Origin of the sequence: Staphylococcus intermedius NCTC 11048 (assembly GCF_002902385.1) — a bacterium.
In the GTDB taxonomy this organism is placed as follows: domain Bacteria; phylum Bacillota; class Bacilli; order Staphylococcales; family Staphylococcaceae; genus Staphylococcus; species Staphylococcus intermedius.
Genome location: NZ_PPQH01000051.1, coordinates 1 through 22,133 on the forward strand (window position 1 = coordinate 1; position 22,133 = coordinate 22,133).

General features: G+C 38.9%; 19 protein-coding genes, 2 tRNA genes, 1 riboswitch and 1 other annotated feature. Of the genes, 1 reads left to right on the plus strand and 20 read right to left on the minus strand.

The annotated features are described in order from the left end of the window. Positions 1-167: 167 nt before the first annotated feature. The 9 genes from rlmH to CD138_RS10920 all read right to left on the minus strand — a co-directional run bounded on the left by rlmH (position 168) and on the right by CD138_RS10920 (position 7,553). Positions 168-647 (minus strand): 23S rRNA (pseudouridine(1915)-N(3))-methyltransferase RlmH, encoded by a 480-nt coding sequence (rlmH, locus tag CD138_RS10880; RefSeq protein ID WP_019167441.1) that lies wholly within the window; start codon positions 645-647, stop codon positions 168-170. A 345-nt stretch (positions 648-992) separates the two neighbouring features. After that, positions 993-1,775, minus strand: a complete 783-nt coding sequence (locus CD138_RS10885) for an MBL fold metallo-hydrolase (RefSeq protein ID WP_019167440.1) — start codon at positions 1,773-1,775, stop codon at positions 993-995. A gap of 22 nt (positions 1,776-1,797) precedes the next feature. Then, positions 1,798-2,577: a two-component system regulatory protein YycI gene (locus CD138_RS10890; protein WP_019167439.1), complete on the minus strand. Its 780-nt coding sequence runs from the start codon at positions 2,575-2,577 to the stop codon at positions 1,798-1,800. Beyond that, positions 2,574-3,911, minus strand: a complete 1,338-nt coding sequence (locus CD138_RS10895; protein ID WP_019167438.1) for a YycH family regulatory protein — start codon at positions 3,909-3,911, stop codon at positions 2,574-2,576. The genes CD138_RS10890 and CD138_RS10895 overlap by 4 nt, the downstream gene beginning before the upstream one ends. Further along, positions 3,901-5,733 carry a cell wall metabolism sensor histidine kinase WalK gene (gene walK / locus CD138_RS10900; RefSeq protein WP_019167437.1) on the minus strand — a complete coding sequence of 611 codons (1,833 nt, stop codon included), beginning with the start codon at positions 5,731-5,733 and terminating at the stop codon, positions 3,901-3,903. The genes CD138_RS10895 and walK overlap by 11 nt, the downstream gene beginning before the upstream one ends. 12 nt (positions 5,734-5,745) lie before the next feature. After that, entirely contained in the window at positions 5,746-6,447 is a 702-nt protein-coding gene (yycF, locus tag CD138_RS10905) for a response regulator YycF (RefSeq protein ID WP_014612681.1), read from the minus strand. Between the two features lie 162 nt (positions 6,448-6,609). Then, positions 6,610-6,948, minus strand: a complete 339-nt coding sequence (locus tag CD138_RS10910; protein WP_019167436.1) for an SdpI family protein — start codon at positions 6,946-6,948, stop codon at positions 6,610-6,612. Positions 6,949-7,398: 450 nt separating this feature from the next. Next, a tRNA-Asp gene (locus tag CD138_RS10915) sits at positions 7,399-7,472 on the minus strand. A 6-nt stretch (positions 7,473-7,478) separates the two neighbouring features. Then, positions 7,479-7,553 (minus strand) — tRNA-Glu (locus tag CD138_RS10920). A 106-nt stretch (positions 7,554-7,659) separates the two neighbouring features. Here CD138_RS10920 and CD138_RS10925 point away from each other — a divergent pair. Next, on the plus strand, positions 7,660-8,553 hold the full coding sequence (locus CD138_RS10925) for a YitT family protein (protein WP_019167435.1): 894 nt from the start codon (positions 7,660-7,662) through the stop codon (positions 8,551-8,553). A gap of 211 nt (positions 8,554-8,764) precedes the next feature. Here the strand turns inward: CD138_RS10925 and CD138_RS10930 are convergent, their stop codons facing one another. From CD138_RS10930 to hutH, 11 genes are all read right to left on the minus strand, one after another. Next, complete coding sequence (locus CD138_RS10930) at positions 8,765-10,048, minus strand: adenylosuccinate synthase (protein ID WP_019167434.1); 1,284 nt, start codon at positions 10,046-10,048, stop codon at positions 8,765-8,767. Positions 10,049-10,427: 379 nt separating this feature from the next. Continuing rightward, a complete protein-coding gene (dnaB, locus tag CD138_RS10935) occupies positions 10,428-11,828 on the minus strand; it encodes a replicative DNA helicase (protein WP_014612677.1) in 1,401 nt (466 codons plus the stop codon). 155 nt (positions 11,829-11,983) lie between these two features. Continuing rightward, positions 11,984-12,133: a DUF6007 family protein gene (locus CD138_RS14540; protein WP_219727722.1), complete on the minus strand. Its 150-nt coding sequence runs from the start codon at positions 12,131-12,133 to the stop codon at positions 11,984-11,986. Positions 12,134-12,641: 508 nt separating this feature from the next. Next, positions 12,642-13,088 carry a 50S ribosomal protein L9 gene (gene rplI, locus CD138_RS10940; protein ID WP_019169404.1) on the minus strand — a complete coding sequence of 149 codons (447 nt, stop codon included), beginning with the start codon at positions 13,086-13,088 and terminating at the stop codon, positions 12,642-12,644. Next, positions 13,085-15,052: a DHH family phosphoesterase gene (locus CD138_RS10945; RefSeq protein ID WP_019169403.1), complete on the minus strand. Its 1,968-nt coding sequence runs from the start codon at positions 15,050-15,052 to the stop codon at positions 13,085-13,087. The genes rplI and CD138_RS10945 overlap by 4 nt, the downstream gene beginning before the upstream one ends. A 4-nt stretch (positions 15,053-15,056) precedes the next feature. Further along, positions 15,057-15,977 carry a DUF2232 domain-containing protein gene (locus tag CD138_RS10950; protein WP_238310450.1) on the minus strand — a complete coding sequence of 307 codons (921 nt, stop codon included), beginning with the start codon at positions 15,975-15,977 and terminating at the stop codon, positions 15,057-15,059. 223 nt (positions 15,978-16,200) lie between these two features. Continuing rightward, positions 16,201-17,166 (minus strand): homoserine O-acetyltransferase MetX, encoded by a 966-nt coding sequence (gene metX, locus CD138_RS10955; protein ID WP_019169401.1) that lies wholly within the window; start codon positions 17,164-17,166, stop codon positions 16,201-16,203. A gap of 83 nt (positions 17,167-17,249) precedes the next feature. Further along, a riboswitch (SAM riboswitch) is annotated at positions 17,250-17,354 on the minus strand. A gap of 66 nt (positions 17,355-17,420) precedes the next feature. Then, complete coding sequence (locus CD138_RS10960; RefSeq protein WP_019169400.1) at positions 17,421-17,750, minus strand: AzlD domain-containing protein; 330 nt, start codon at positions 17,748-17,750, stop codon at positions 17,421-17,423. After that, positions 17,747-18,439, minus strand: a complete 693-nt coding sequence (locus CD138_RS10965; RefSeq protein WP_019169399.1) for an AzlC family ABC transporter permease — start codon at positions 18,437-18,439, stop codon at positions 17,747-17,749. Before CD138_RS10965 ends, CD138_RS10960 begins: the two co-directional genes overlap by 4 nt. Before the next feature lie 312 nt (positions 18,440-18,751). Continuing rightward, positions 18,752-20,032 (minus strand): serine--tRNA ligase, encoded by a 1,281-nt coding sequence (serS, locus tag CD138_RS10970; protein ID WP_019169398.1) that lies wholly within the window; start codon positions 20,030-20,032, stop codon positions 18,752-18,754. 73 nt (positions 20,033-20,105) lie between these two features. After that, positions 20,106-20,300, minus strand: a binding site (T-box leader). A 47-nt stretch (positions 20,301-20,347) separates the two neighbouring features. Further along, positions 20,348-21,850, minus strand: a complete 1,503-nt coding sequence (gene hutH / locus CD138_RS10975) for a histidine ammonia-lyase (RefSeq protein WP_019169397.1) — start codon at positions 21,848-21,850, stop codon at positions 20,348-20,350. Positions 21,851-22,133 lie beyond the last annotated feature (283 nt).

Here is a 22,133-nt window from a genome sequence, read left to right on the forward strand (position 1 = left end):
GAACTATTAAACATATTATTGACAGTTTATATAAATATCACAATATTGGACCTAGAAACTTATCCTAAAATACAATAAGTTATATTAAACTTCGCCTAAGGAATTTTCTAAGCTAGAGTGCTAGTCTTTTTTAGTAAATCAAAATTTTGGAAAACTGAAACACCCATCTACTTATGATATGCTTCACCTCGCATGATCTTAAATGCTCTATACACTTGCTCCAACAGGATGACGCGCATCATTTGGTGAGGAAAGGTCATTTTACTAAACGACAACGCAAAATCACTGCGTTGTAACACGGCCTCGTGTAACCCATGTGAGCCACCTATGACAAATGTGAAGTCACTTGCGCCCTGCGTCATCCGCTGATCGAGTGTTCGTGCCAAGTCTTCAGAACTTAACATTTTGCCAGCGATTTCTAATGTGATGACAGTGCTCTGCGGTTTGATTTTACTTAAGATGCGCTGGCCTTCTTTTTCTTTCACTTGTTCGATTTCTTTTGCACTCATTGTTTCGGGTGCTTTTTCATCTGGAACTTCGACCACTTCTATTTTAGTGTATGCGCCGAGCCGTTTGGTGTATTCTGCAATGGCGAGTTTCCAATATTTTTCTTTTAATTTCCCTACTGCCAAGATTGTTATTTTCATTTTGCCCTCCTATGTGCATAAATCAAAAGTTATCCACAGGTTATTCAGTTACCCACATATTTATCTCTATTATACCGCTTTTGTATCAAGTTTTCACATAAAAATTTAAAAATAGAGCACGTGTTTGTGCATAAGTCTGTTGATATGTGGATAACTTTGTTGGTAACTGGGTTATTAACATGTGGATTGTTTATAACTTGCTTAATTTGTGCACATTTGTGGGGATAACTCCATAAATCACTGTCTTTTATACACATTTATCTTTGATATGCGCAAAAAAAGAGGTCAGACAACTAACTGTCCAAACCTCTTAAGTCCATTTAAATTTGATGTGTAAACCTCAACCTACAATGTATAAATCGGTGTAGGAATGGCTTTATCTGTATCGCACAGCTTCACTTCATTCACTGTATCGATATCATGCGCCTGTAAAATCTGACCGACACTCATACGCGCCAAATCTTTCATATTGTTGTCTTGTGATAAGTGAGACAGGTAAATACGCTTTGTTTGTCCTGTAATCACGTCTGTCATCGCATGTGCTGCATCTTCATTCGACACGTGCCCCATATCACTTAAAATACGTTGTTTCGTCTTCCAAGGATAGCGACACATACGTAACATATCGACGTCGTGGTTACTTTCAAACACAAATGCATCACTGCCACGAATCATGCCTTTCATACGGTCAGACACATAACCTGTATCGGTAATCATCGTCAGCTTTTTATAGTCATTATGAAAAATGTAAAACTGCGGGTCGATGGCGTCATGAGAGACGTTAAATGATTCAATATCGAACCCGGCAATCGATTTTGTTTCATATGGATTGAATACAAACTTTTGATCTAACGGGATTTTTGAGTCTTTTTTATCAATACATGTCCATGTCTTTTCGTTCGCATAAACAGGCAAACCGTATTTTCTTGCAAGGACACCTAAGCCTTTAATATGGTCACTATGTTCATGTGTCACAAGAATACCGCTGAGATCTGAAATTTTCCGGTCGATTTGATCGAAAAGTGCCTCCATTTTTTTACCTGTCAGTCCTACATCGACTAACAAACTGCCTTTATCACTTTCTACATATGTCGCATTGCCGGTACTACCGCTTGCGAGTACACTCATTCGTATCAAGAGACCACCCTTTCTATTGTTCAATAATTTGTGGATTGGACGAAATTGCCTCTACATAATACGTATGTGTTCCACTTTGATCTTTCACTTTGATTTCCCAGTTGGCTTGCAAGACTTGAATATTCGTCTCTTTTACCACTGTATAATAACCAAGTCGGATGTTTTTAACTTCTTGGTCATGCTTTAAGTACTGATTATAATAAAGTGCTTCGATGGCTTTATGGGCACTGATCACTTCTCGTGGCTCATTATTCGCCCCTTTAGACGGAAGGATGTCTTCCATTGCAGACTGCTCATACGATTTGACTGTATCGTCTTTCACTTCAAATGTCAGTTCTGCACGATTGTTATTCATAATCGGGAAGCCCTTATATGTCTGTTCATATTTAATTTTACCATCGCTCGTATCGTGATATTGATACTCGTTGCCTTTATAGATTTTTTGATCGATGTACGGTTTCAAATGCGAAATAGGGTCGAGTTTCACATTGACACTGTCACTCATTTCCTTGTCCAATGTGTGCCCGTTATTTCGTGCTTCTGCTTTATCACTTTTTTCCGCTTCATCTTTAAAGTCTTTCGAACGTGCTGTAATGAGCTGCATTTTCACATGGCTCACATCAGGCATGTTTTTCGGCAATTTGATATTTTCTTGTTCAAAGTTAACTGAATTTTGCTGTCCTGCATCACTAATTCTCGATTTGTTAATTTTATCATTATACACAATGATTAAACAAATATTAACGAGGAGAAACACGACGATGAACAATGATTTTGCGCGTTTCCAGTTCATGCTTCACTCAACTCCCCGTCTTTATATTCGTACCATTTGTGATCATATTGAATGTACCATGTCGGTATAAACTGACTGCCTTCTTGAATTTCGATACTGTTTTCCGGCCCCTTAATCGGATTCATGCGATAACCGATAACCATTTGTTGAACTTTCGTAAAATCAATATTACCTTTACTAGCCAATACAGAACGCACATCTTCTAAATCTGGTAACGATTCTGGCTTTTCACCGTTATCAATCGTTACGTTCGTTTTTAATAAACCGCGACTATATTCATACAAGCCACGTTCGCCCCACAAGACGCGAATTTCGTTTAATTGGTTCGGGTAAAAGATAGGACGCCCATTCAAAAACATTTGATAAATAATATGTCCATGGTCGCTGTCCGCACTAAATAAGCGAAAATCATCCGTAAAGCCACCATGTTTATTAATAAAATCAAATGCACGCGGTAAATTGACATTCATATTCCGCGTATTGTGCTCATCTTCTGACAGATTCGTATAGTCATATGTTTCACGGTTCGCATTGTAGTTCACGACGCCCGTATTGTTGTTGTACGTCGTATTCCCACTATTGGTCGTACGTACAATCGGCGTATTATCAAACAGAATTGCGTTCAAATCTTCTACGTTAATACGATTAAAAATTGTGCGGTATGTTTTTAAGTTTTTCGGTGCTTTTACCGCATACATATATGTCGCCTTATTAATCGTACTACGGTTCGTCACGACATCTGAATAAGGTTCCAAGTCTGTTTTCATCTTCTGAATGCGCTGTTGTACATATTTGGTATTCAAATTCGTTTCTAACTTAATCGCACGTTGATGATTCGCTTGCATCGCATAAATAATCACATGCTGGGAATCATCGACATCTAAAATCAGTCGATTAAATTTAAAATTTGTCGGCACTTTCGCAGGGATTTCAATGACTTCATTCAAGTACATCGACAGCGGGATGTCTGACGGGTAGTCTAACACGACGAAATGATTGCTCAAATCACGCAACAACACGACATCGTCATTTTGAATATCTTCTACTTCAATAATGCGGTGTTTTTGAAAAACGGTCATTAGCGCATTCACATCTTTATTCGCTGGCATCCCTTTGATATCATCATTTTCGATATGCACGAGCTGCAGAGGCGTCACCACTTGGCTAAACGCTTTATCGTAACGCGTCCCGATTGCCTCTGTCTCATCTTTCGTGTGCATATTATCTGCATCTGTTAAGTCCGGCGAAAAGTTCCAAATCATGACCGTCAATACAATACTCGATAGGACGAGGCTCGCTAACACAATTGACTTAATCAATTCTCTAGTTCGCATCCCAATCACCTTCCTCAATTTTCTCACAAGGTAAGGTGATGAAAATGGATGTGCCCTGTCCTTCTACACTGTTGGCCCAAATACGACCGTTATGGGCTTCTACAATTTCTTTAGAGATGGCAAGACCGAGTCCTGTTCCACCCATCTTTCTCGTACGTGCTTTATCAACACGGAAAAAGCGATCGAAAATCTTATCTACTTTATTAATCGGAATCCCAATCCCGTTATCTTTAATACGAATCGTCAAACGACTGTGGACGGGATTATGTTTCACGTGGAACTCGACACGTTTCTCACCACGCGAATATTTCATCGCATTCGTAATGACGTTGTCGAACACTTGTGTCATCTTGTCCGGATCCACTTCAGTAAATATCGTCTCTCTCGGAATATCACGTACAAATGTTGTGTCTTTCGCAGTCATTTCATGTCGATTAATAATTTTGTTGATGAACATATTAAAGTCGACAATCTCTTTCGTAATCGTTTCCGTTTCATTGTCCATTTTAGACAGATGTAACAAGTCATTCACGAGACGAATCATCCGTTCTGTCTCTTCACGCGTCACCGATAAAAATTGTGGTGCAATCGATTCATCACGCCATGCGCCCTCTTCTAACGCCTCGATATAACTATTCATCGACGTTAATGGTGTCCGTAATTCGTGCGATACATTCGCCACAAACTCGCGACGTTCTCGTTCAATTTGTTGTTGTTCTGTAACATCATGCAGCACTGCGATGTAACCTGTCACAAAGCCCGTATCTTGCACAATTGTACTAAAGTTAACACGCGCAATAATGCCCTCTTCTTCATTAATATCGATGAGTACACTATCATTGTTTTCATTTAATTCCTCAAGTGAAAACTCATCTTGTAAATCTAATACTTCGAAAATAAAGTGCCCGGAGACTTCCTCTTTAGACTTCCCTAGCATTTTTAGTGCCATATCATTAATAATTCGCACACGGCCACGTCGATCTGTCGCGATAACCCCGTCACTCATGTGGGTAATCACAGAATCCAGACGTCGTTTCTCACTCTCAGTATTCGCCTGTGCTTCTTGAACACGTTTTGATAAGTTGTTAAACGCGAGTGCCAATTCACCGATTTCGTCATTACCATAAATCTTCACACGTTGCGTATAGTTCCCTTTAGACATCTCGACGGTCTGATTTCGCATATCAGTAATCGGCTTCGTAATCGTACGCGCAATGAAGAAACCGAGAATCACTGTAATAATCAGAGAAATGCCTGTACCTACGATGAAAATTTGATTGATATTGCTTAACTGGTCATACACTTGATTAATATTCGACTCAATGTAAATATCGCCAATCAATCCGTCACCAGTCACTACAGGCATATTTTTAATCCAAACACGCTGCTTACCTTCACCGTAATCTTTCAGTACCGTATCCGAATTTTCTTGCCCAAGCGACAGTGCCTTTTGAATCGAACTGTCATTCGCTTTTTGGTTAATAATTGTACGGTTCGACTGTTTTGACGTCGCAATAATGATTTGATCCTTATCAATAAAACGAATTTCAATCATTTCATTACGATTGGCATATTCATTCAGTAAATTTTGGATATCTTTTTGTGTATTACCAGAATCATTGCCATCTGCATAAATTTTTTCAATACCGAGCTCGATTTGTTTCGCATTTTGAGAAATGTTTGTTTTAAACGTCTCAGTCATTTCTTTTTCAAGGCTATTCGTGAAGTACAGCCCGATAATCTGCATACCAATAATAATCAACAGGACATAGACAATAACAAGTTTCGTGTGAAGGGATTGAAATTGTTTTAACCACTTCATATTTGCCATCCTCTAATCATGTTGTTGTAAGAAATATCCAACACCACGACGCGTCACAATATAGTCTGGATGAGAAGGATCATCTTCAATTTTTTCACGTAAACGGCGAATCGTTACATCTACAGTACGCACATCACCGAAGTAATCATAGCCCCATACCGTTTGGAGTAAATGTTCGCGCGTCATCACTTGTCCCATATGTTTTGATAAATAATGGAACAACTCAAATTCACGGTGCGTCAGATCAATATCTTCACCGCGTTTTTTAATAGAATAAGCGTCTGGATAAATCACAATATCTTTAATTGTAATTTCATTTGTCTGCATGTGATTTTCTTGACTTGGTTGCGTATAATGACGACGTAAATTAGCCTTCACACGTGCAATGAGTTCACGCGTACTAAATGGTTTTGTCACATAGTCATCTGCGCCAAGCTCAAGACCGAGTACCTTATCAATCTCTGAATCTTTAGCCGTTAACATAATAATTGGCATTTCGAATTTTTTACGCACTTCACGGCACACTTCCATACCGTCTTGGCCAGGCAACATAATGTCGAGTAACACGATGTCAGGTTCTTTTTCATAGATTAAGTCGACCGCATCGTTGCCATCATATGCGACAAATACTTCATAACCTTCTTTTTTCAAATTAAATTCTAATATATCCGCAATTGGTTTTTCATCATCGACTACGACTACTTTTCTTGCCATAAAAATGACCCCATTTCTTAATAAATACATGATATCGGTTGTTAACTGGCATAATCCTATACCTTATAATGTATCACTAATATTAAGTGAATTCTATCTATTTAGCCCATTTTCATTTGTATGATTATGAACTTATCTTCATTAAAGGATGACTTCAATTTTTTATTCATCCAGCTTTTTATTAACACTATAGTAGACAATCCACAATATACCTACGAGAACTATTGATTGTATGATGATAGAGGGGACGAATAAGACATCGTTGTTTAAAATGATGAGACATAAATCTGTAATGAATAATGCGGTTGAAAATAAAGCTGTATATCCAGAAATCACCTTCATTTGATGCGCAAAGGCGATTTGAGCCATCTCCCAATTTTTTTGATTTTTCATCGATTTTCTTGTTCGAAATCCAATGAAATAATTGATTTCTTGGGGTGGGTGATGTTGGAAAAAATGGGCTATTAAAAATAAAAATAAACTACTCGAAAATAGTATCATGCGCAAGATTCCCTCCTTATTTCATTTGTACCATAGTCATAGACAAACGGCCAGGCCACATCTGCATTTAAACTTGGGTATGCATAAAAGGGCTATGTTAGCGTGGAATAAAACATTGAGGTGGAGGATTTCTTATGAGTTATAAAAAACATAAAAAACCCCTTACATGTCATTTTTCCAACACGTAAGGGGCATTCAAACTAGTGCTTACCACCAGAAACAAAGATTGAAAGTAACAATTTAACGAATTCGATAATCGCATTAACCATTAAGAACACCTCCTCTATACACTTTCAGTATATACCTGATATAGATATAAAGTGAGATATTGCCTAAATCATGATTCATGCTGCATCGTTGTCATTACACCATACAATAGCTATCAGTTAGGCAAGCCTAACTGTCTAAAAAACGAAAAAAAGTGCTCACCCTATTGGATGAGCACGTTAGCGGTCCCGACGGGAATCGAACCCGCGATCTCCTGCGTGACAGGCAGGCGTGTTAAACCGCTCCACTACGGGACCATATCATGGTGACTCCTACGGGACTCGAACCCGTGTTACCGCCGTGAAAGGGCGGTGTCTTAACCGCTTGACCAAGGAGCCTTTCTTAAACACAAGATTGATTATAGCATCACCCAATCGGGTTGACAAGATTTTTTTCGGATTTTTTTGTATAATTTTTCATATAAATTTGTTCAGGGGGTCATTTATGGAAATTCAAGCAGAATCGAACGTTGCTTACATAAAAGAAAAACCTAAAAAGCCACGTCAATTTTTCAAAAGATTTTTCTTTATTACGTTAGGCGCAGTGTTGATGGGAGCAGCACTAGAGCTTTTCTTAGTACCGAATCAATTACTCGATGGGGGCATTGTAGGTATTTCAATTATCCTTTCTCATTTACTTGGATTCAAACTAGGGGTGTTCATCTTTATACTTAATTTGCCTTTCTTCTTTTTAGGCTATAAACAAATTGGTAAAACTTTTGCAATCTCTACTTTGTATGCCATCTCTATCTTATCCGTGACGACCATTGTATTACATCCGATTGATCCAGTGATTAGCGATAAATTTCTCGTTACAATTTTTGGTGGTGCTGTCTTAGGTATTGGTGTAGGTATTGTGTTACGTTATGGTGGATCATTAGACGGCACAGAAATTTTATCCATTCTTGTTCACTCTAAATTACCTTTTTCAGTGGGCGAAATCGTGATGTTTATTAATTTCTTCATCTTTGGTGTCGCTGGCTTTGTCTTTACATGGGAAAGTGCGCTATTTAGTGTTGTGGCCTATTTTATCGCTTCTAAAATGATTGATACCGTACTTTTAGGTTTTGATGAATCGAAAGCGGTATGGGTCATTAGTGATGCTTATAAAGAGATTGGAGAAGCCATTAATTCTCGTCTCGGTCGTGGCGTGACTTACTTGAAAGGTGAAGGTGCGTATACCGGAGAAGATAAGCGCGTCATTTTCTGTGTCATTACACGTCTTGAAGAAGCAAAATTAAAAGATATCGTTATGGAAATTGACGGAAAGGCCTTCCTCTCAATCGGTAACGTTTCAGAAGTACGTGGCGGAAACCATCGTAAAAGAGATATTCATTAGCGATTTCTGCACATCTTTTAAAATACAATATATTGCTATTGCAGTAACCATTTGTAAAAAGTAGTTCATCACTCTCTGTCTTCAAACACGCGTGCTGAAAATTAAAATATGATAGGCCAATAAAAAAGACCACCAAATCATTTTGGCAGTCTTTTTTATTTTAGGTCAGTCTTACCGAAATATTCCGGGCAGACTTCCCATCACTATTGTATTACCATAATTTTTCTACAACATTCGTTTGATTGCGGTCTGGACCTACTGAGAAGATTGAAATGTGGACGTTACACAATTCAGAAATACGTTCTAAGTAGCGACGTGCATTGTCTGGTAATTCATCCATTGTACGTACGCCTGTAATATCTTCTGTCCAACCTGGTAATGTTTCAAAAATAGGCTCACAACGTTTTAAATCGTTTAAGTTTGCTGGGTATTCAGTGATTTCTTTACCATCTAACTCGTAAGCAGTACAAATTTTCACTTCATCTAAGCCTGTTAATACGTCGATAGAGTTGATAGATAAGTCCGTAATCCCGCTGACACGACGAGAGTGACGTAACACAACTGAGTCAAACCAACCAACACGACGCGGACGGCCTGTTGTTGTACCGTATTCACGACCTACTTCACGGATATGATGACCTTTTTCGTCAAATAACTCTGTTGGGAATGGGCCATCGCCTACACGTGATGTATATGCTTTACAAACACCAACAACTTTTGAAACATTTGTAGGACCTACACCCGCACCTACAGTCACGTTACCTGCGACAGGGTTGCTTGATGTGACGAATGGGTATGTCCCGTGATCGATATCTAACATGACACCTTGTGCACCTTCAAATAACACGCGTTCGTCTGCTACAAATGCATCGTCTAACACTTTCGCAGTATCTGTTACGTATGGTGCAAGGCGTTGACCTGCTGCATAATATGTTTCAAAAATTTCATCAAATGATGGTGCAGCTTGTTTAAACATTCCTTGGAAGTAATCATTTTTATATTCTAAATTTTCTTTTAAACGTTGTTCGAAAGCTTCTTTGTCTAATAAATCTGCTACACGAATACCAATTCTTTGTGCTTTATCTACGTATGCTGGGCCAATACCTTTTTTCGTCGTACCAATTTTGTTATCGCCACGACGTGCTTCTTCAAGTTCATCTTGTTGAATGTGATAAGGTAGGATGACGTGTGCGCGGTTTGAGATGCGTAAGTTATCTGTTGCAATGCCTCTTTCATTTAAACCGTCTAATTCTTTCAGTAATGCAACTGGATCAATCACGACACCATTGCCGATGACAGCAAGTTTGTCTTTATAAAAAATACCAGATGGCACTAAATGCAATTTGTAAGTTTCACCGTCAAATTTGATTGTATGTCCTGCATTATTACCACCAGAAAAACGTGCAATCACATCTGCTTGTTCCGCTAAAAAGTCTGTAATTTTACCTTTACCTTCGTCTCCCCATTGTGTCCCAACGACTACGATTGATGACATAAGAGCACCTCCAAGTTTTCTCAATTAACCAAACTGTATTCTACCAGTATCACACCATGAATGCAAATCAAAAAACGAACATTAAAAATTGGATGGCGTGTTACCCCATTCGAGCCTCTCCAAAATAGCCAAACCCTTACAACCACGTGTTATACAAGTATTATAAAGCACTTTTGCTTATGTCTGAAATCCTAACTTAGTCCAAATTCATGAAGTTAATCCAATATAAAAACCGTACATTTATTATTTTTAGTTAGTGAATATACGGTTTTTAGCCTTGAAAATTATTTTTTATTTTCGGTTTTTGTTCAAATTTGATGCATCATCACAGATAAAACGGCTGATGCTTCATAACACCAACCGTTCAATTGATATCATATTACCCCATATCCGCATGGGCATAATCGATATCTGTAAACTTATTATATTGTTTCATAAAGTGCAGCTTCACTGTACCAGTTGGGCCGTTACGTTGCTTCGCGATAATGATTTCAATTTCACCATTTTCATCATTCGTTTGTGGTTCAAATCCACCATCATCGTCATCATCGTCGCCATCGCCACGGTTATAATAGTCATCACGATATAAGAAAGCTACGATGTCGGCGTCTTGCTCAATCGAACCCGACTCACGAATATCACTCATCATTGGACGTTTATCTTGTCGTTGTTCAACCCCACGTGATAACTGACTTAACGCAATCACCGGACACTCTAACTCACGCGCAATCGCTTTAAGCATACGTGAAATCTCTGACACTTCTTGTTGACGGTTATCCGATGCACGTGAACCGCTTCCTTGGATCAACTGTAAATAGTCAATCACAATCATATCGAGTCCGTGTTCCTGTTTTAAACGACGACATTTCGAACGAATATCTGTAATACGCACACCTGGTGTATCATCAATAAAAATTTTCGTCCGAGACAGTTTACCGACTGCGACCGTAAATCGATTCCAGTCTTCTTCTGTCATTGTCCCCGTACGCAATCTGTTCGAATCGACATTACCCGAACTACAAATCATACGTGTCGCCAATTGATCTGCACCCATCTCTAATGAGAAAATCCCAACCGTATATTGGTCCTCATGTGTCGCTACTTTTTGCGCAATATTAAGAGCGAAGGCAGTCTTACCTACAGAAGGTCGCGCTGCTAAAATAATGAGATCATTACGGTTAAAACCTGCCGTCATCTGATCTAAGTCACGGTAACCAGTTGGAATTCCTGGCGTTTGACCACTATTTTGATCCAATTGTTCCGCATTATCATAAACTTGCCCTAATACATCACGAATATCTTTAAAACCATCACTTTCACGTGTAGAAGACAGCTCCAAAATACGACGTTCTGCATCGTTTAGCACGGTATCTAAATCTAATTCATCGTTGTAACCATCATTCGCAATACTATCCGCAGTGTGAATCAGCTTACGTTTAACTGCATTTTTGAACACCACGTCTGTGTAGTATTGAATATTTCGCGTAGTTGGGACATTCGATGTAATTTCAGCCAGATATTGGGGACCTCCCGCTTCATTCACGACCCCTTCTTGTGTGAGTCGATCCAAAACAGTCACAATATCAATATCTTTGCCATCTTCATTCAGGTCCATCATCGCACGGAAAATATGTTGATGCGCACCACGATAAAATGACTCTGGCAACAAAATTTCTTGCGTGGACGACATCAATTCTGGGTCGAGAAAAATCGCTCCCAGGACAGATTGTTCCGCCTCATGACTGTGTGGCATTCGATTATGTTCATACATTTCATCCATGCCAATGACCTCCTCACTTTCATGACATATACTTAACATATTCTATAATAACCTAAACCGAATCACAATACACGATTAAGCATGTACATCAATACAAACAGCTGATATACTCACGTGCCTTAAGATTCATGAATTTTACATACGCATCATACGCTTTATGGCTTCCTTTTCTTTCTCAAATATAAAAAATAAATGATCACAGTGGATAATCCAATAGAAGAGAGCACCACAATGATAAGAGACATGATAACTTCGAACAGGCTGTCTTTAGGTAAAAACTTGACAATGAAAGACATTGGAATCATAGGATTGGGACATTAGTTATCTCAGCCCATATCTATTGATGGTCTTTTATTGATTATTGATGATAACACAGTTGAATAATGAGAATGAATCGGCTATAAAAAATGGATGCTATGGATTATCTTCACATCAGATACTTGCCCTCTGCTCCCTGTATTTGGAGTAAGATTGCCTGAAGGCTGAGACTCCTGAGGGATCAGCTGGTCCGGAGAATCCACTAACGCATCAACAAATGTAACAGTTTAATCAAGCGTTAGTTAGTCGAAGGATCAGCCCCTAGGAACGCGAAGCCATGAGGGCAATCAAAAACATACTTCATAGCGAAAGGGCAAGTTATACAAATACTGCATCAATAGCATCAAAAATTTTTAAGTTCCATACCTTTTTAATTCTTTTTCTATACTTTCCATGTTATCCATCCTTTTTAACCCACTTTTTCTCTACGGTATGACAAGTGATGTATGAAAAAAGCCGGTGACCTCTGCACCAGCTTTCCTCACAATCCACTCATTATTGCTCTACAGTATGCACACGAATCGTACCTTCAACCTCTTTATGCAACTTCACAGGCACGTTTGTATAACCTAACGCGTGAATACCGTGTGGCAATTCCATTTTACGTTTATCAATCTTAATATCATGTTGTGCTTTCAATGCTTCAGCGATTTGTTTTGTACTAATAGAACCGAACAATTTACCGCCTTCACCAGATTTCGCTTTCACTTCAACTTCAAGTTCTGCCAAACGTTCTTTCAACGCTTTCGCATCTTCAAGCTCTTGTTGTTTGTCTTTTTCAATACGTTTATTTTTTTGCTCTAATTGTTTTAAGTTTCCTGGTGTTGCTTCAACAGCATAACCATTTTTGATTAAGAAGTTGTTCGCATAACCCACCGGTACGTCTTTAACTTCACCTTGTTTCCCTTTACCTTTAACATCTTGTGTAAAAATCACTTTCATGATTCGTCACTCCTATCTAATTGTTCATTAATCGCTTGTTGTAATTTTTCGATAGCCGCTTCAACAGTCACGCCCTCAAGTTGTGTTGCAGCGTTAGTGAGATGACCCCCACCACCCAATGCCTCCATTGTGAGTTGGACATTGAATTCGCCAAGTGAGCGGGCAGACATACCGACAAGATTTTCTTCACGACGCGCAACGACATAAGCCGCTTCGACACCATCGAGACTCAACAATTCATCGGCTGCTTGGGCCACAGTCACAGGATGATAGATTTTGCCATCTGGACCATGTGCGATTGCGATACCATTCTCTTGTAATTTCACCGTACGAATCAACTCTGAACGGTTAATATACGTCTCAATATCATCTTTTAAGAAATGTTGCGTCAATATCGTATCAGCCCCGTGCGCACGGAGATAACTTGCTGCATCAAATGTACGCGAGCCGGTACGCAATGTAAAGTTACGTGTATCGACAATGATACCTGCATACATCACAGTTGATTCTAAGCGTGTTAAGCGTTGTTCAGTCGGTTGATACTCGAGTAGCTCTGTCACGAGTTCTGCGGTAGAGCTTGCATATGGCTCCATGTAGACAAGTAACGGACTTGAGATAAAGCTTTCGCCACGACGGTGATGATCAATGACTACTTTACGATTCGCCTTGTTTAAAATATTCTCGTCAATTACCATTTCCGGTTTGTGCGTATCAACGACGACGAGTGTTGTACGCGATGTCATCATATTCCATGCATCATCGGACGTGATAAAGCGCTCTTTCAACTCAGGCTTTTCATCGATTTCATCCATCACACGACGTAATGTCGGATCGATGTCAGACTCATTTAACACGATGTATGCCTCCAAGTTGTTCATCATCGCAAATCGTGTCACACCAATCGCCGCACCAATCGCATCTAAATCCGGACGCTTATGTCCCATGACAATGACTTTGTCGCCTTCTAACAAAATATCTTTCAATGCGTGTGAAATTACACGTGCTCTCACACGGGTACGCTTTTCCATCGGGTCAGTCTTACCGCCATAAAAACGGACGTTGCCATTCATATTTTTAATCGCCACTTGGTCACCACCACGACCTAACGCGAGGTCCAGGCCAGATTGTGACAACTCACCTAGGTCAATTAAGTTTTCTGACCCTTCACCGACACCGATACTTAAAGTGAGTTGTGCACGATAACCGACACTTTTTTCACGAAGTTGGCTTAAAATATCAAACTTGGTCTCTTCTAATTCACGCAAAATACGACGATTCAAGTATGCGATAAATTGGTCAGAACTGTAACGCTTGAAATAGACATTATGTTCTTGTGCCCAACGACTAATGACACGCGTCACCATCGAGTTGATTTCAGAACGTTGCGTATCGTTCATGTTTTGCGTAATTTCATCGTAGTTATCTAAAAAAAGTGTCGCAATAATTGGTTGTTGATCATCATATGCTTGTTGAATACTCGCTTCTTCCGTAATATCTAAGAAATATAAAATATGTTCTTTTTCTGAATAACGGACGCGATAGGCATAAGCACCATCTTGAATTTCAATTTCTTTCGCGATTTCAAGTTGTTTTAAAATATTCGGATATACTTCATTGATTGGATCTGAAATGACATTCCTTTCAATACGTTCTGACATGAAAGGATTGACCCACTCAATCTGGTCGTTTTCATTTAATACAATCAAACCTAATGGCATCGTTTTAACTGCACGATCACTACCAATTGAAATTTTGCCACTCAATTCATCTAAATAACGATCTAAATTACGATAGAAACGTCTAAAAATAAAGATACTGATAATGAGCATGACAAATAATAGAATAGCAGCGATAAACGCAAGCCATTGATTAAAGAAAAAGGATAGACCTACAATGATGATTGCTGTAACGGTAATCACTAAAAAAGGTACAATCAACGCTTTCTTCATTGAATGTCGATTCATCTTGTCACCTCTTATCGTTTTTTATCATACGTTTTAAATTCAATCCCAAATCGAGTAATCCAATCAGGCGTGTCATTGGGTAAAATAGGACACCGACAATCACTAAAATCACTTTTAACGCGCCAGGCAATTTTTTAACAGATGCAAAGAAATGAATAAAACTTAAACCTTGAATGACTAATAAGAAACCTAAAACGATTTGGAAATTAATGCCAATGCTATTCGGCGTAGTGGCAGGTTGTGTTGTAATCGTTGTTAATAATGCCAATGCATACATAATGAAAACTGAACGGTTCATTTGCCAGAAAAATAGCGGGCGAAATACAGGTGTTGCCACTTTAAACTTACGTAAAATTGGGAAAATGATGAGCAATGTGATGGCAACATAAATGGCAATCGCTACCACAATCATCCCTGGCAACTGTATTGCGAGTTGTTGAATTGAATTGTTTAAAATGTCTTGGGCTTGCTGATCTAAATTTTCTAACTCCGCAGCTTGATGTACGATTGCACGGTACGGTTGTAATAAATCATCTGCGTATGGGATTTTTTTCAATGCTTGTAAAATCATCATCGCACTTAATGTTAAAACACTTGCCACGAATGTCACTAAATATAAAATACGTTCTTTAGATGCACGTTGAATTAATAACTGACTGATGACCATACTTAAAACCAAAATAATGATTAAAAATGTCATCACGAAAATGTTGCCAGTGAGCGTTGAAAGTATCATCACGACCAGTGCAACTAAGCCAAACGAATGCTTAGATTGATACCATAATACGATACCTGGGATGAAACTAAAGCATGCCAATATGATTGCTAACCCAGGCATTACATGTATAACTAAAGTCACCGCTAATAAAGCGATAATGCTGATTAGGGTTGCTTTAGGATTAATTTTCGAAAACAAAGACGCCACTTCCAAACTATTATAGTCTATAAATTCTATTTTACAGGCTTTGTAATACGAATACAATTTGCGCTAGATGATTTCAAGCGACTTACAATTGGATTACAAAACGTCACTTTTCTTGAACACAATAGAAAAGCTATATTTTAGCTATTATCCCTAAAATATAGCTTCTTGTCTAGTATTGTTAGTTGACGTCATTATAACAAAAATGTAACGTTTAAGTCTAAACTTAGCGTCTAAATCGTGAAACTTTTAGAAAATGATAAAGGTATGGCGCCCAATCATTAAAATTCAATAAAAAGCCATCATGCCCCACATTATCAGGCACAAAGAAATGACGGTGATATTTGAAATAACAACCTAATGCGGCGACTTGATCATCTGGATACAACAAGTCATCTGTAAAGCCAAGCGTGAGTATTTTCGTGTCTAATGATTGAAATACGTTTGCGACGTCATCTCTACCGTGGTGAATGTCGTGGCTGTCTAACACATCAAGCAGTGTTAAGTAACATTGTAAATCAAACTGTTCTTTAAATTTATCCCCTTGATGTTTTTGGTATAACACTACTTCATCAGGTGTGAAGCGGGCATCATAACTTTTAGAGGACCGGTACGTTAAAAAGCCAAGTTGCCGTGCGATGCTCAAGCCTTCCTCCCCTGCTAAGTGAATCGCTTGCCTTGCTATTTCATTAAATGCTCGACTATAAGAAGACGTTTTTTCAGTAGCAGCTAAAATGACGGCTTTTTTCACTTCGAACTTTTGATTGTAGAGGAGCTCCATCACTTGCATTCCCCCTAAAGAACCACCAATGAGGATGTCAATTTTTTGATGGCCTAACGCTTCAATCCCTTTTTCAAGCGCACGTACAATATCTCGCATTGTTAACTTTTGCGGGAAGTTTGGATCTGTAAGACGGGAACTCGAACCAAACGGACTACCGATGACGTTAAATGTCAAAAATTGATAATCATGAACAGGCATATAGCCCCCATCGATAATCTCTCGCCACCACCCTGGATGATCTACTGTCCCATAAGTAAGATGATTTCCTGTCAACGCATGACATACGACGACGAGCGGCTGTCCTGGATAACCCACATATTCATATCGAAGTTTCAAATTTTCAATCGTTTCACCTGATTCTGTCGTAAATGCACCTAATGCTAATGTGTCCACACGATAATTCACCATTTTAGTCTGCCCTCCCTCTAAAAATAAAAAAAGTTGTACAACCTTTGACGGCTCTACAACATTCGTAAGTCAAATTTTAAATGAACTTATCATCCACGTGATGTGGTTGGTTGTAGCACCGTACTTAATGGTATAAGTGGTTGCTGAAGTGTCACTGGGCCAAATCCCTCAACTTCTCTTAATAAGCTTATTTTAATTAATCATATAAGTTTTATTTCATCATACAGTAAACAAGTCATACATGCAAATCATTGTTAGAATAATCCGACAACTCTTAAAATCGCTACACTGAGCATACCTATAATGACTGTTATCGTTAAACTTCGTGTCCATAATGCAGTGATGAGCGTTGGAATGAGTGCGATGATAAAATTCCAATTCAACGTATAACCCATCACGCCTTCTTGTTGTTGAATCAATCCATCAACAATTAATGCAGTAAATAATGTAATTGGAATAAATGTGAGCCATTTCAACACTTTTTCAGAAAGTTCCATACGTGAAATCATGACAAACGGCGTAATTCGAATCAGTAACGTCCCGAGTCCTGATAAAAATATTGTCCAAAATACGTACATGCTCATCGGTCCATCACCATCCCTATCGTCGCACTTAAAGTAGAAGCTAATAAAATTGCTAAATATGAAGGCATGAAAAGGCTTAATAGCAACATCATGACAATCACGATAACAACTAAGTAGAGATACAAACGTAACTTCGATTTCGTAATGCCCTCAAATTGTGACATCGCTAAAAAGATGAACATCGCTGTAATGGCATAGTCTAAGCCAAACACTTCTGGATGTTGGAAGAAATCACCTAGCAATGCACCGAGTACAGTGACCAATGCCCAAAATAAGTAGGCCAGTACATTTAAGCCATACATCCACTGATATGTCATCGTGTGCCCCTTCGAATAGGGGGTAATCGCCACAGCAAAGGTTTCATCCGTGAGTAATGATCCTACCCCTATCCTATGTATGAAAGGATCATGTTTGAAATTCGGTGCCAATGTCATACTCAATAAAAACATACGACTATTGACAATCATCGCAGTGAGCACAATGACCCAAATGGGCGTCTGTACGGCAATAAGCGCGATAATAATAAATTGTGCTGCCCCTGCATAAACGAGTAATGAGAGTAATAAAATTTCTAAAATGTTGAATCCTGATGCAACACTCACAATTCCAAATGAAAAGCCTACCCCAGCATAGCCTAGTAACGTTGGGAGACAATCTTGGATGCCCTGTTTAAATGTAGTATAAGACATTGAGACTCACCCCCTTGAAAATTATTTTTATTATAGTACAACATACATTTTTATGCCATTAGGTCAGTCTTACCTCAAACTACCCTCAGTCTAACCGATAGTCTAAAAACCTTTTTGTACCAATTGTATTTTAGATTTAAGAATATTGTGATAACTTACGTTGCGGTATGTCTTGTTTTTGATGTTAAGTTACTTTTCACCCTCCCCTACCCTATTAAGTTTAAAAAATCAGGAGCATATATATTAAATATACACACTCCTGATTTAATTTCAGATCATCTTTATTGAATTGTTGCTAACCGCTGTTTCATTTTATAAAGGTTGAATCACTGTTTGACCACCCATGAATGGCACTAATGCTTCAGGCACTGTAATTGTACCGTCTTCATTTTGATAGTTTTCTACAATTGCTGCAAACGCACGACCTACTGCTAAACCAGAACCATTTAACGTATGCGCATATTCAGGCTTAGCATCTTTATCACGTTTGAAACGGATGTTTGCACGGCGCGCTTGGAAGTCAACACAGTTTGAGCATGAGCTGATTTCTTTATAGTCATTGTAGCTTGGTAACCACACTTCTAAGTCATATGTTTTACTTGCACCAAAACCAATATCGCCTGTACATAAAATCACACGACGGTATGGTAAGTTCAATGCTTCAAGAATCGCTTCGGCATTTGATGTCATTTCTTCTAAAGCGTCCCAAGAATCTTCCGGTTTTTCGATACGTACCATTTCTACTTTATTGAATTGGTGAAGACGGATTAAACCACGTGTATCACGACCTGCTGATCCTGCTTCACTTCTGAAACATGCTGATTGGCCTGTAAACTTAGCAGGTAAGACACCCGGCTGTACAATTTCGTCTCTGTAATAGTTTGTTAAAGGCACTTCTGCTGTTGGAATCGTGTATAAGCCTTCTTTTTCTACTTTAAATAAATCTTCCTCAAATTTAGGTAATTGACCTGTACCGTACATCGCTTTTGCATTGACTAATTGTGGCACCATCATTTCGCGATAACCGTGTTGTGTCGTATGCATCGTGATCATAAAGTTCATTAAGGCACGTTCTAATTTAGCACCGTCATTTGTTAAGTAAACAAAGCGTGCACCAGATACACGTGCAGCACGGTCAAAGTCTGCCATTTCTAATGATTCTACAAGATCCCAGTGTGCTTTCGCTTCAAAGTCGAACTCACGTGGTGTCCCCCATCTTTTAAGTTCTACGTTATCAGAATCATCTTCACCTTCTGGCACATCATCGTGAATTAAGTTTGGAATACGTGATAAAATATCGTTTAATTTCGTATCCGTTTCTTTTAACTGTGCATCGATATTCTTAATTTTTTCGCCTACTTCGCGTTGTGCTTTAATCGCGTCATCTGCATTTTCTTTATTACGTTTCTTTTCAGCAATTTGTTGAGAAGCTTTGTTACGTTCTGCTTTGAGCTCTTCCGTTTGTTGGATGTAATCACGGCGTTGTTGGTCTAACGCTAACACTTCATCTACAACTGCAGGGTCCATTTGACGTAACGCGATTTTCTCCTTCACTCTCTCTGGTTCATTTCTAAATAATTTAATGTCTAACATAAGTCGACTTCCTTTCATCATGTTATTTAAAATTTAAGGCGGATGATTCAAAATAAAAAACCACATCCCTCACACAAGGGACGTGGTTTGACGTGTTGCCACCCTATTTAACAGACAGAATATGCCTGCACTCTCACAAAAGTTAACGGTTTCACCCGAATTGTTTTCAAATGTGGGTAGATTTCGTATAGGTCTGTACATTTGTTTTCACCGACCACAAACTCTCTAATTCCATTACTATACTACTTAATCCACTAACAATTATTTATTTCGATTTCACATTTAATATAACAAAGAAAATTTCGAATAGCAAGCTTATTTCTGATACGCTAGACGCTTTAAATATTTCGCCACATTCTCAATATCTTGATGAAATGGTCGGTCTTCTTGAATCGATGGTACGACTTTGCGCAACGCATCGTATTGTTCGCGTGTTTTGGGCGACAATTGCTCAATTCCTCTTAATTCGACCGCTTGTGAGGCTATAATCGCTTCTATCGCAATGACCCGACGTGTGTTTTCTAAAATTTGATAGCCATGCCGTGACGCAATCGTTCCCATTGAGACGTGATCTTCTTGATTGGCTGACGACGGAATCGAATCGACGCTCGCCGGATGTGCCAAAGTTTTATTTTCTGATACAAGACTCGCTGCCGCATATTGCATAATCATCGCACCACTTTGCAAGCCGGGTTCAGGACTTAAAAAGGCAGGGAGACCACCATTTAATTGTGGATTGACTAAACGTTCAAGACGACGCTCAGCTACGTTTGCCAATTCACTTGTTCCGAGCTTTAAGAAGTCTAATGCGAATGCAACCGGTTGCCCGTGGAAGTTACCACCAGAGATGACTAACGTCTCATCACCTTCATTAAAAATAAGCGGATTATCATTTGCCGCGTTCATTTCAAATTCTAATTTTTCACGAACATAATTAAATACTTGGAAGCTGGCACCATGAATTTGCGGAATACAACGTAATGTATAAGGATCTTGGACGCGCATTTCCCCTTGGCGTGTCGTCAGTTTGGAACCAGCGAGCCAGTCTGACATCCGTCTTGCTACAGCCGTCTGTTCTTCAAAATTACGCACTTGATGAACCGCTTCATGATAAGCATCGGTAATACCCTGGAGTGCTTGATGTGTTAATGCTGCAATCCATTCTGCTTGATACGCCAAATTTTCAGTTTCTATCCATGAAATGACCCCTTGTGCTGTCATGGCCTGTGTGCCGTTAATTAAGGCTAACCCCTCTTTCGCTTGTAACGTTAAAGGCTGTCGATTCAACTGCTTTAAGACGTCCGAGCTGTCTAAAACTTCTCCTTGATACTCGACTTTCCCTTCACCGATTAACGCTAATGCCAGATGTGACAGCGGCGCTAAATCACCTGAAGCACCGAGCGACCCTTGTTGTGGAATGACAGGAATGATACGTTGATTGATGAAAAACACCAATTGATCCACTAAGTCCATTGTCACACCTGAATGACCTTTCAATAAAGTGTTTAAGCGTAAAACCATCATCACGAGCGAAACAGTCGATGCAAAAGGGGCACCGATACCACACGCGTGTGAACGTATTAAATTGACTTGTAATTGGTTGTACTTCTGTTGATCAATCAGTACATCGCTAAACAAGCCAAATCCTGTCGTAATTCCATACACAGTCTCTTTATTTGCAATAATCCGTTCTACAATCGCACGACTGCTTTCTACGCGTGCCTGTGCTTCCTCAGTCACTTCCACTTTATCTTCATTTGATAAAAACTGTCGTATTGCCTCAATTGTCAATTGCTCACCTGTTAAACGTAATGTCATGATAATCCTCCCATCCATCATTTGTGATACGCAAAATATCTATTTCTTTCAAGTATAGGTTCAAGAAATCGTTTTCACAATACTTTCAGCCAAACTCGTAATATGGTATCAAATTAATCTTTTAACGCATTAAATGAGTTGATTTCAGTAAAGGGAGACATTAATGATACTTTTTCAAAAAAATAAATGTGATATAAAATAGGGGGAATATGCATGGTCCGCCACTTTGACATGGCACGTTTATTAATGGTCGTAACGAAACCTTGGAATTGCTATTGACGAA

Bases quoted from the DNA above. Each gene is read 5' to 3' on its own strand.
- CD138_RS10895 (WP_019167438.1), bottom strand. From the start codon at position 3,911: ATGCGAACTAGAGAATTGATTAAGTCAATTGTGTTAGCGAGCCTCGTC.
- CD138_RS10910 (WP_019167436.1), bottom strand. From the start codon at position 6,948: ATGATACTATTTTCGAGTAGTTTATTTTTATTTTTAATAGCCCATTTT.
- metX (WP_019169401.1), bottom strand. From the start codon at position 17,166: ATGGTGAATTATCGTGTGGACACATTAGCATTAGGTGCATTTACGACA.
- CD138_RS14540 (WP_219727722.1), bottom strand. From the start codon at position 12,133: ATGATTCCAATGTCTTTCATTGTCAAGTTTTTACCTAAAGACAGCCTG.
- hutH (WP_019169397.1), bottom strand. From the start codon at position 21,850: ATGACATTACGTTTAACAGGTGAGCAATTGACAATTGAGGCAATACGA.
- walK (WP_019167437.1), bottom strand. From the start codon at position 5,733: ATGAAGTGGTTAAAACAATTTCAATCCCTTCACACGAAACTTGTTATT.
- CD138_RS10960 (WP_019169400.1), bottom strand. From the start codon at position 17,750: ATGAGCATGTACGTATTTTGGACAATATTTTTATCAGGACTCGGGACG.
- CD138_RS10890 (WP_019167439.1), bottom strand. From the start codon at position 2,577: ATGAACTGGAAACGCGCAAAATCATTGTTCATCGTCGTGTTTCTCCTC.
- CD138_RS10965 (WP_019169399.1), bottom strand. From the start codon at position 18,439: ATGTCTTATACTACATTTAAACAGGGCATCCAAGATTGTCTCCCAACG.
- CD138_RS10885 (WP_019167440.1), bottom strand. From the start codon at position 1,775: ATGAGTGTACTCGCAAGCGGTAGTACCGGCAATGCGACATATGTAGAA.
- rlmH (WP_019167441.1), bottom strand. From the start codon at position 647: ATGAAAATAACAATCTTGGCAGTAGGGAAATTAAAAGAAAAATATTGG.
- CD138_RS10925 (WP_019167435.1), top strand. From the start codon at position 7,660: ATGGAAATTCAAGCAGAATCGAACGTTGCTTACATAAAAGAAAAACCT.
- serS (WP_019169398.1), bottom strand. From the start codon at position 20,032: ATGTTAGACATTAAATTATTTAGAAATGAACCAGAGAGAGTGAAGGAG.
- rplI (WP_019169404.1), bottom strand. From the start codon at position 13,088: ATGAAAGTGATTTTTACACAAGATGTTAAAGGTAAAGGGAAACAAGGT.
- CD138_RS10945 (WP_019169403.1), bottom strand. From the start codon at position 15,052: ATGAATCGACATTCAATGAAGAAAGCGTTGATTGTACCTTTTTTAGTG.
- CD138_RS10930 (WP_019167434.1), bottom strand. From the start codon at position 10,048: ATGTCATCAATCGTAGTCGTTGGGACACAATGGGGAGACGAAGGTAAA.
- yycF (WP_014612681.1), bottom strand. From the start codon at position 6,447: ATGGCAAGAAAAGTAGTCGTAGTCGATGATGAAAAACCAATTGCGGAT.
- dnaB (WP_014612677.1), bottom strand. From the start codon at position 11,828: ATGGATGAAATGTATGAACATAATCGAATGCCACACAGTCATGAGGCG.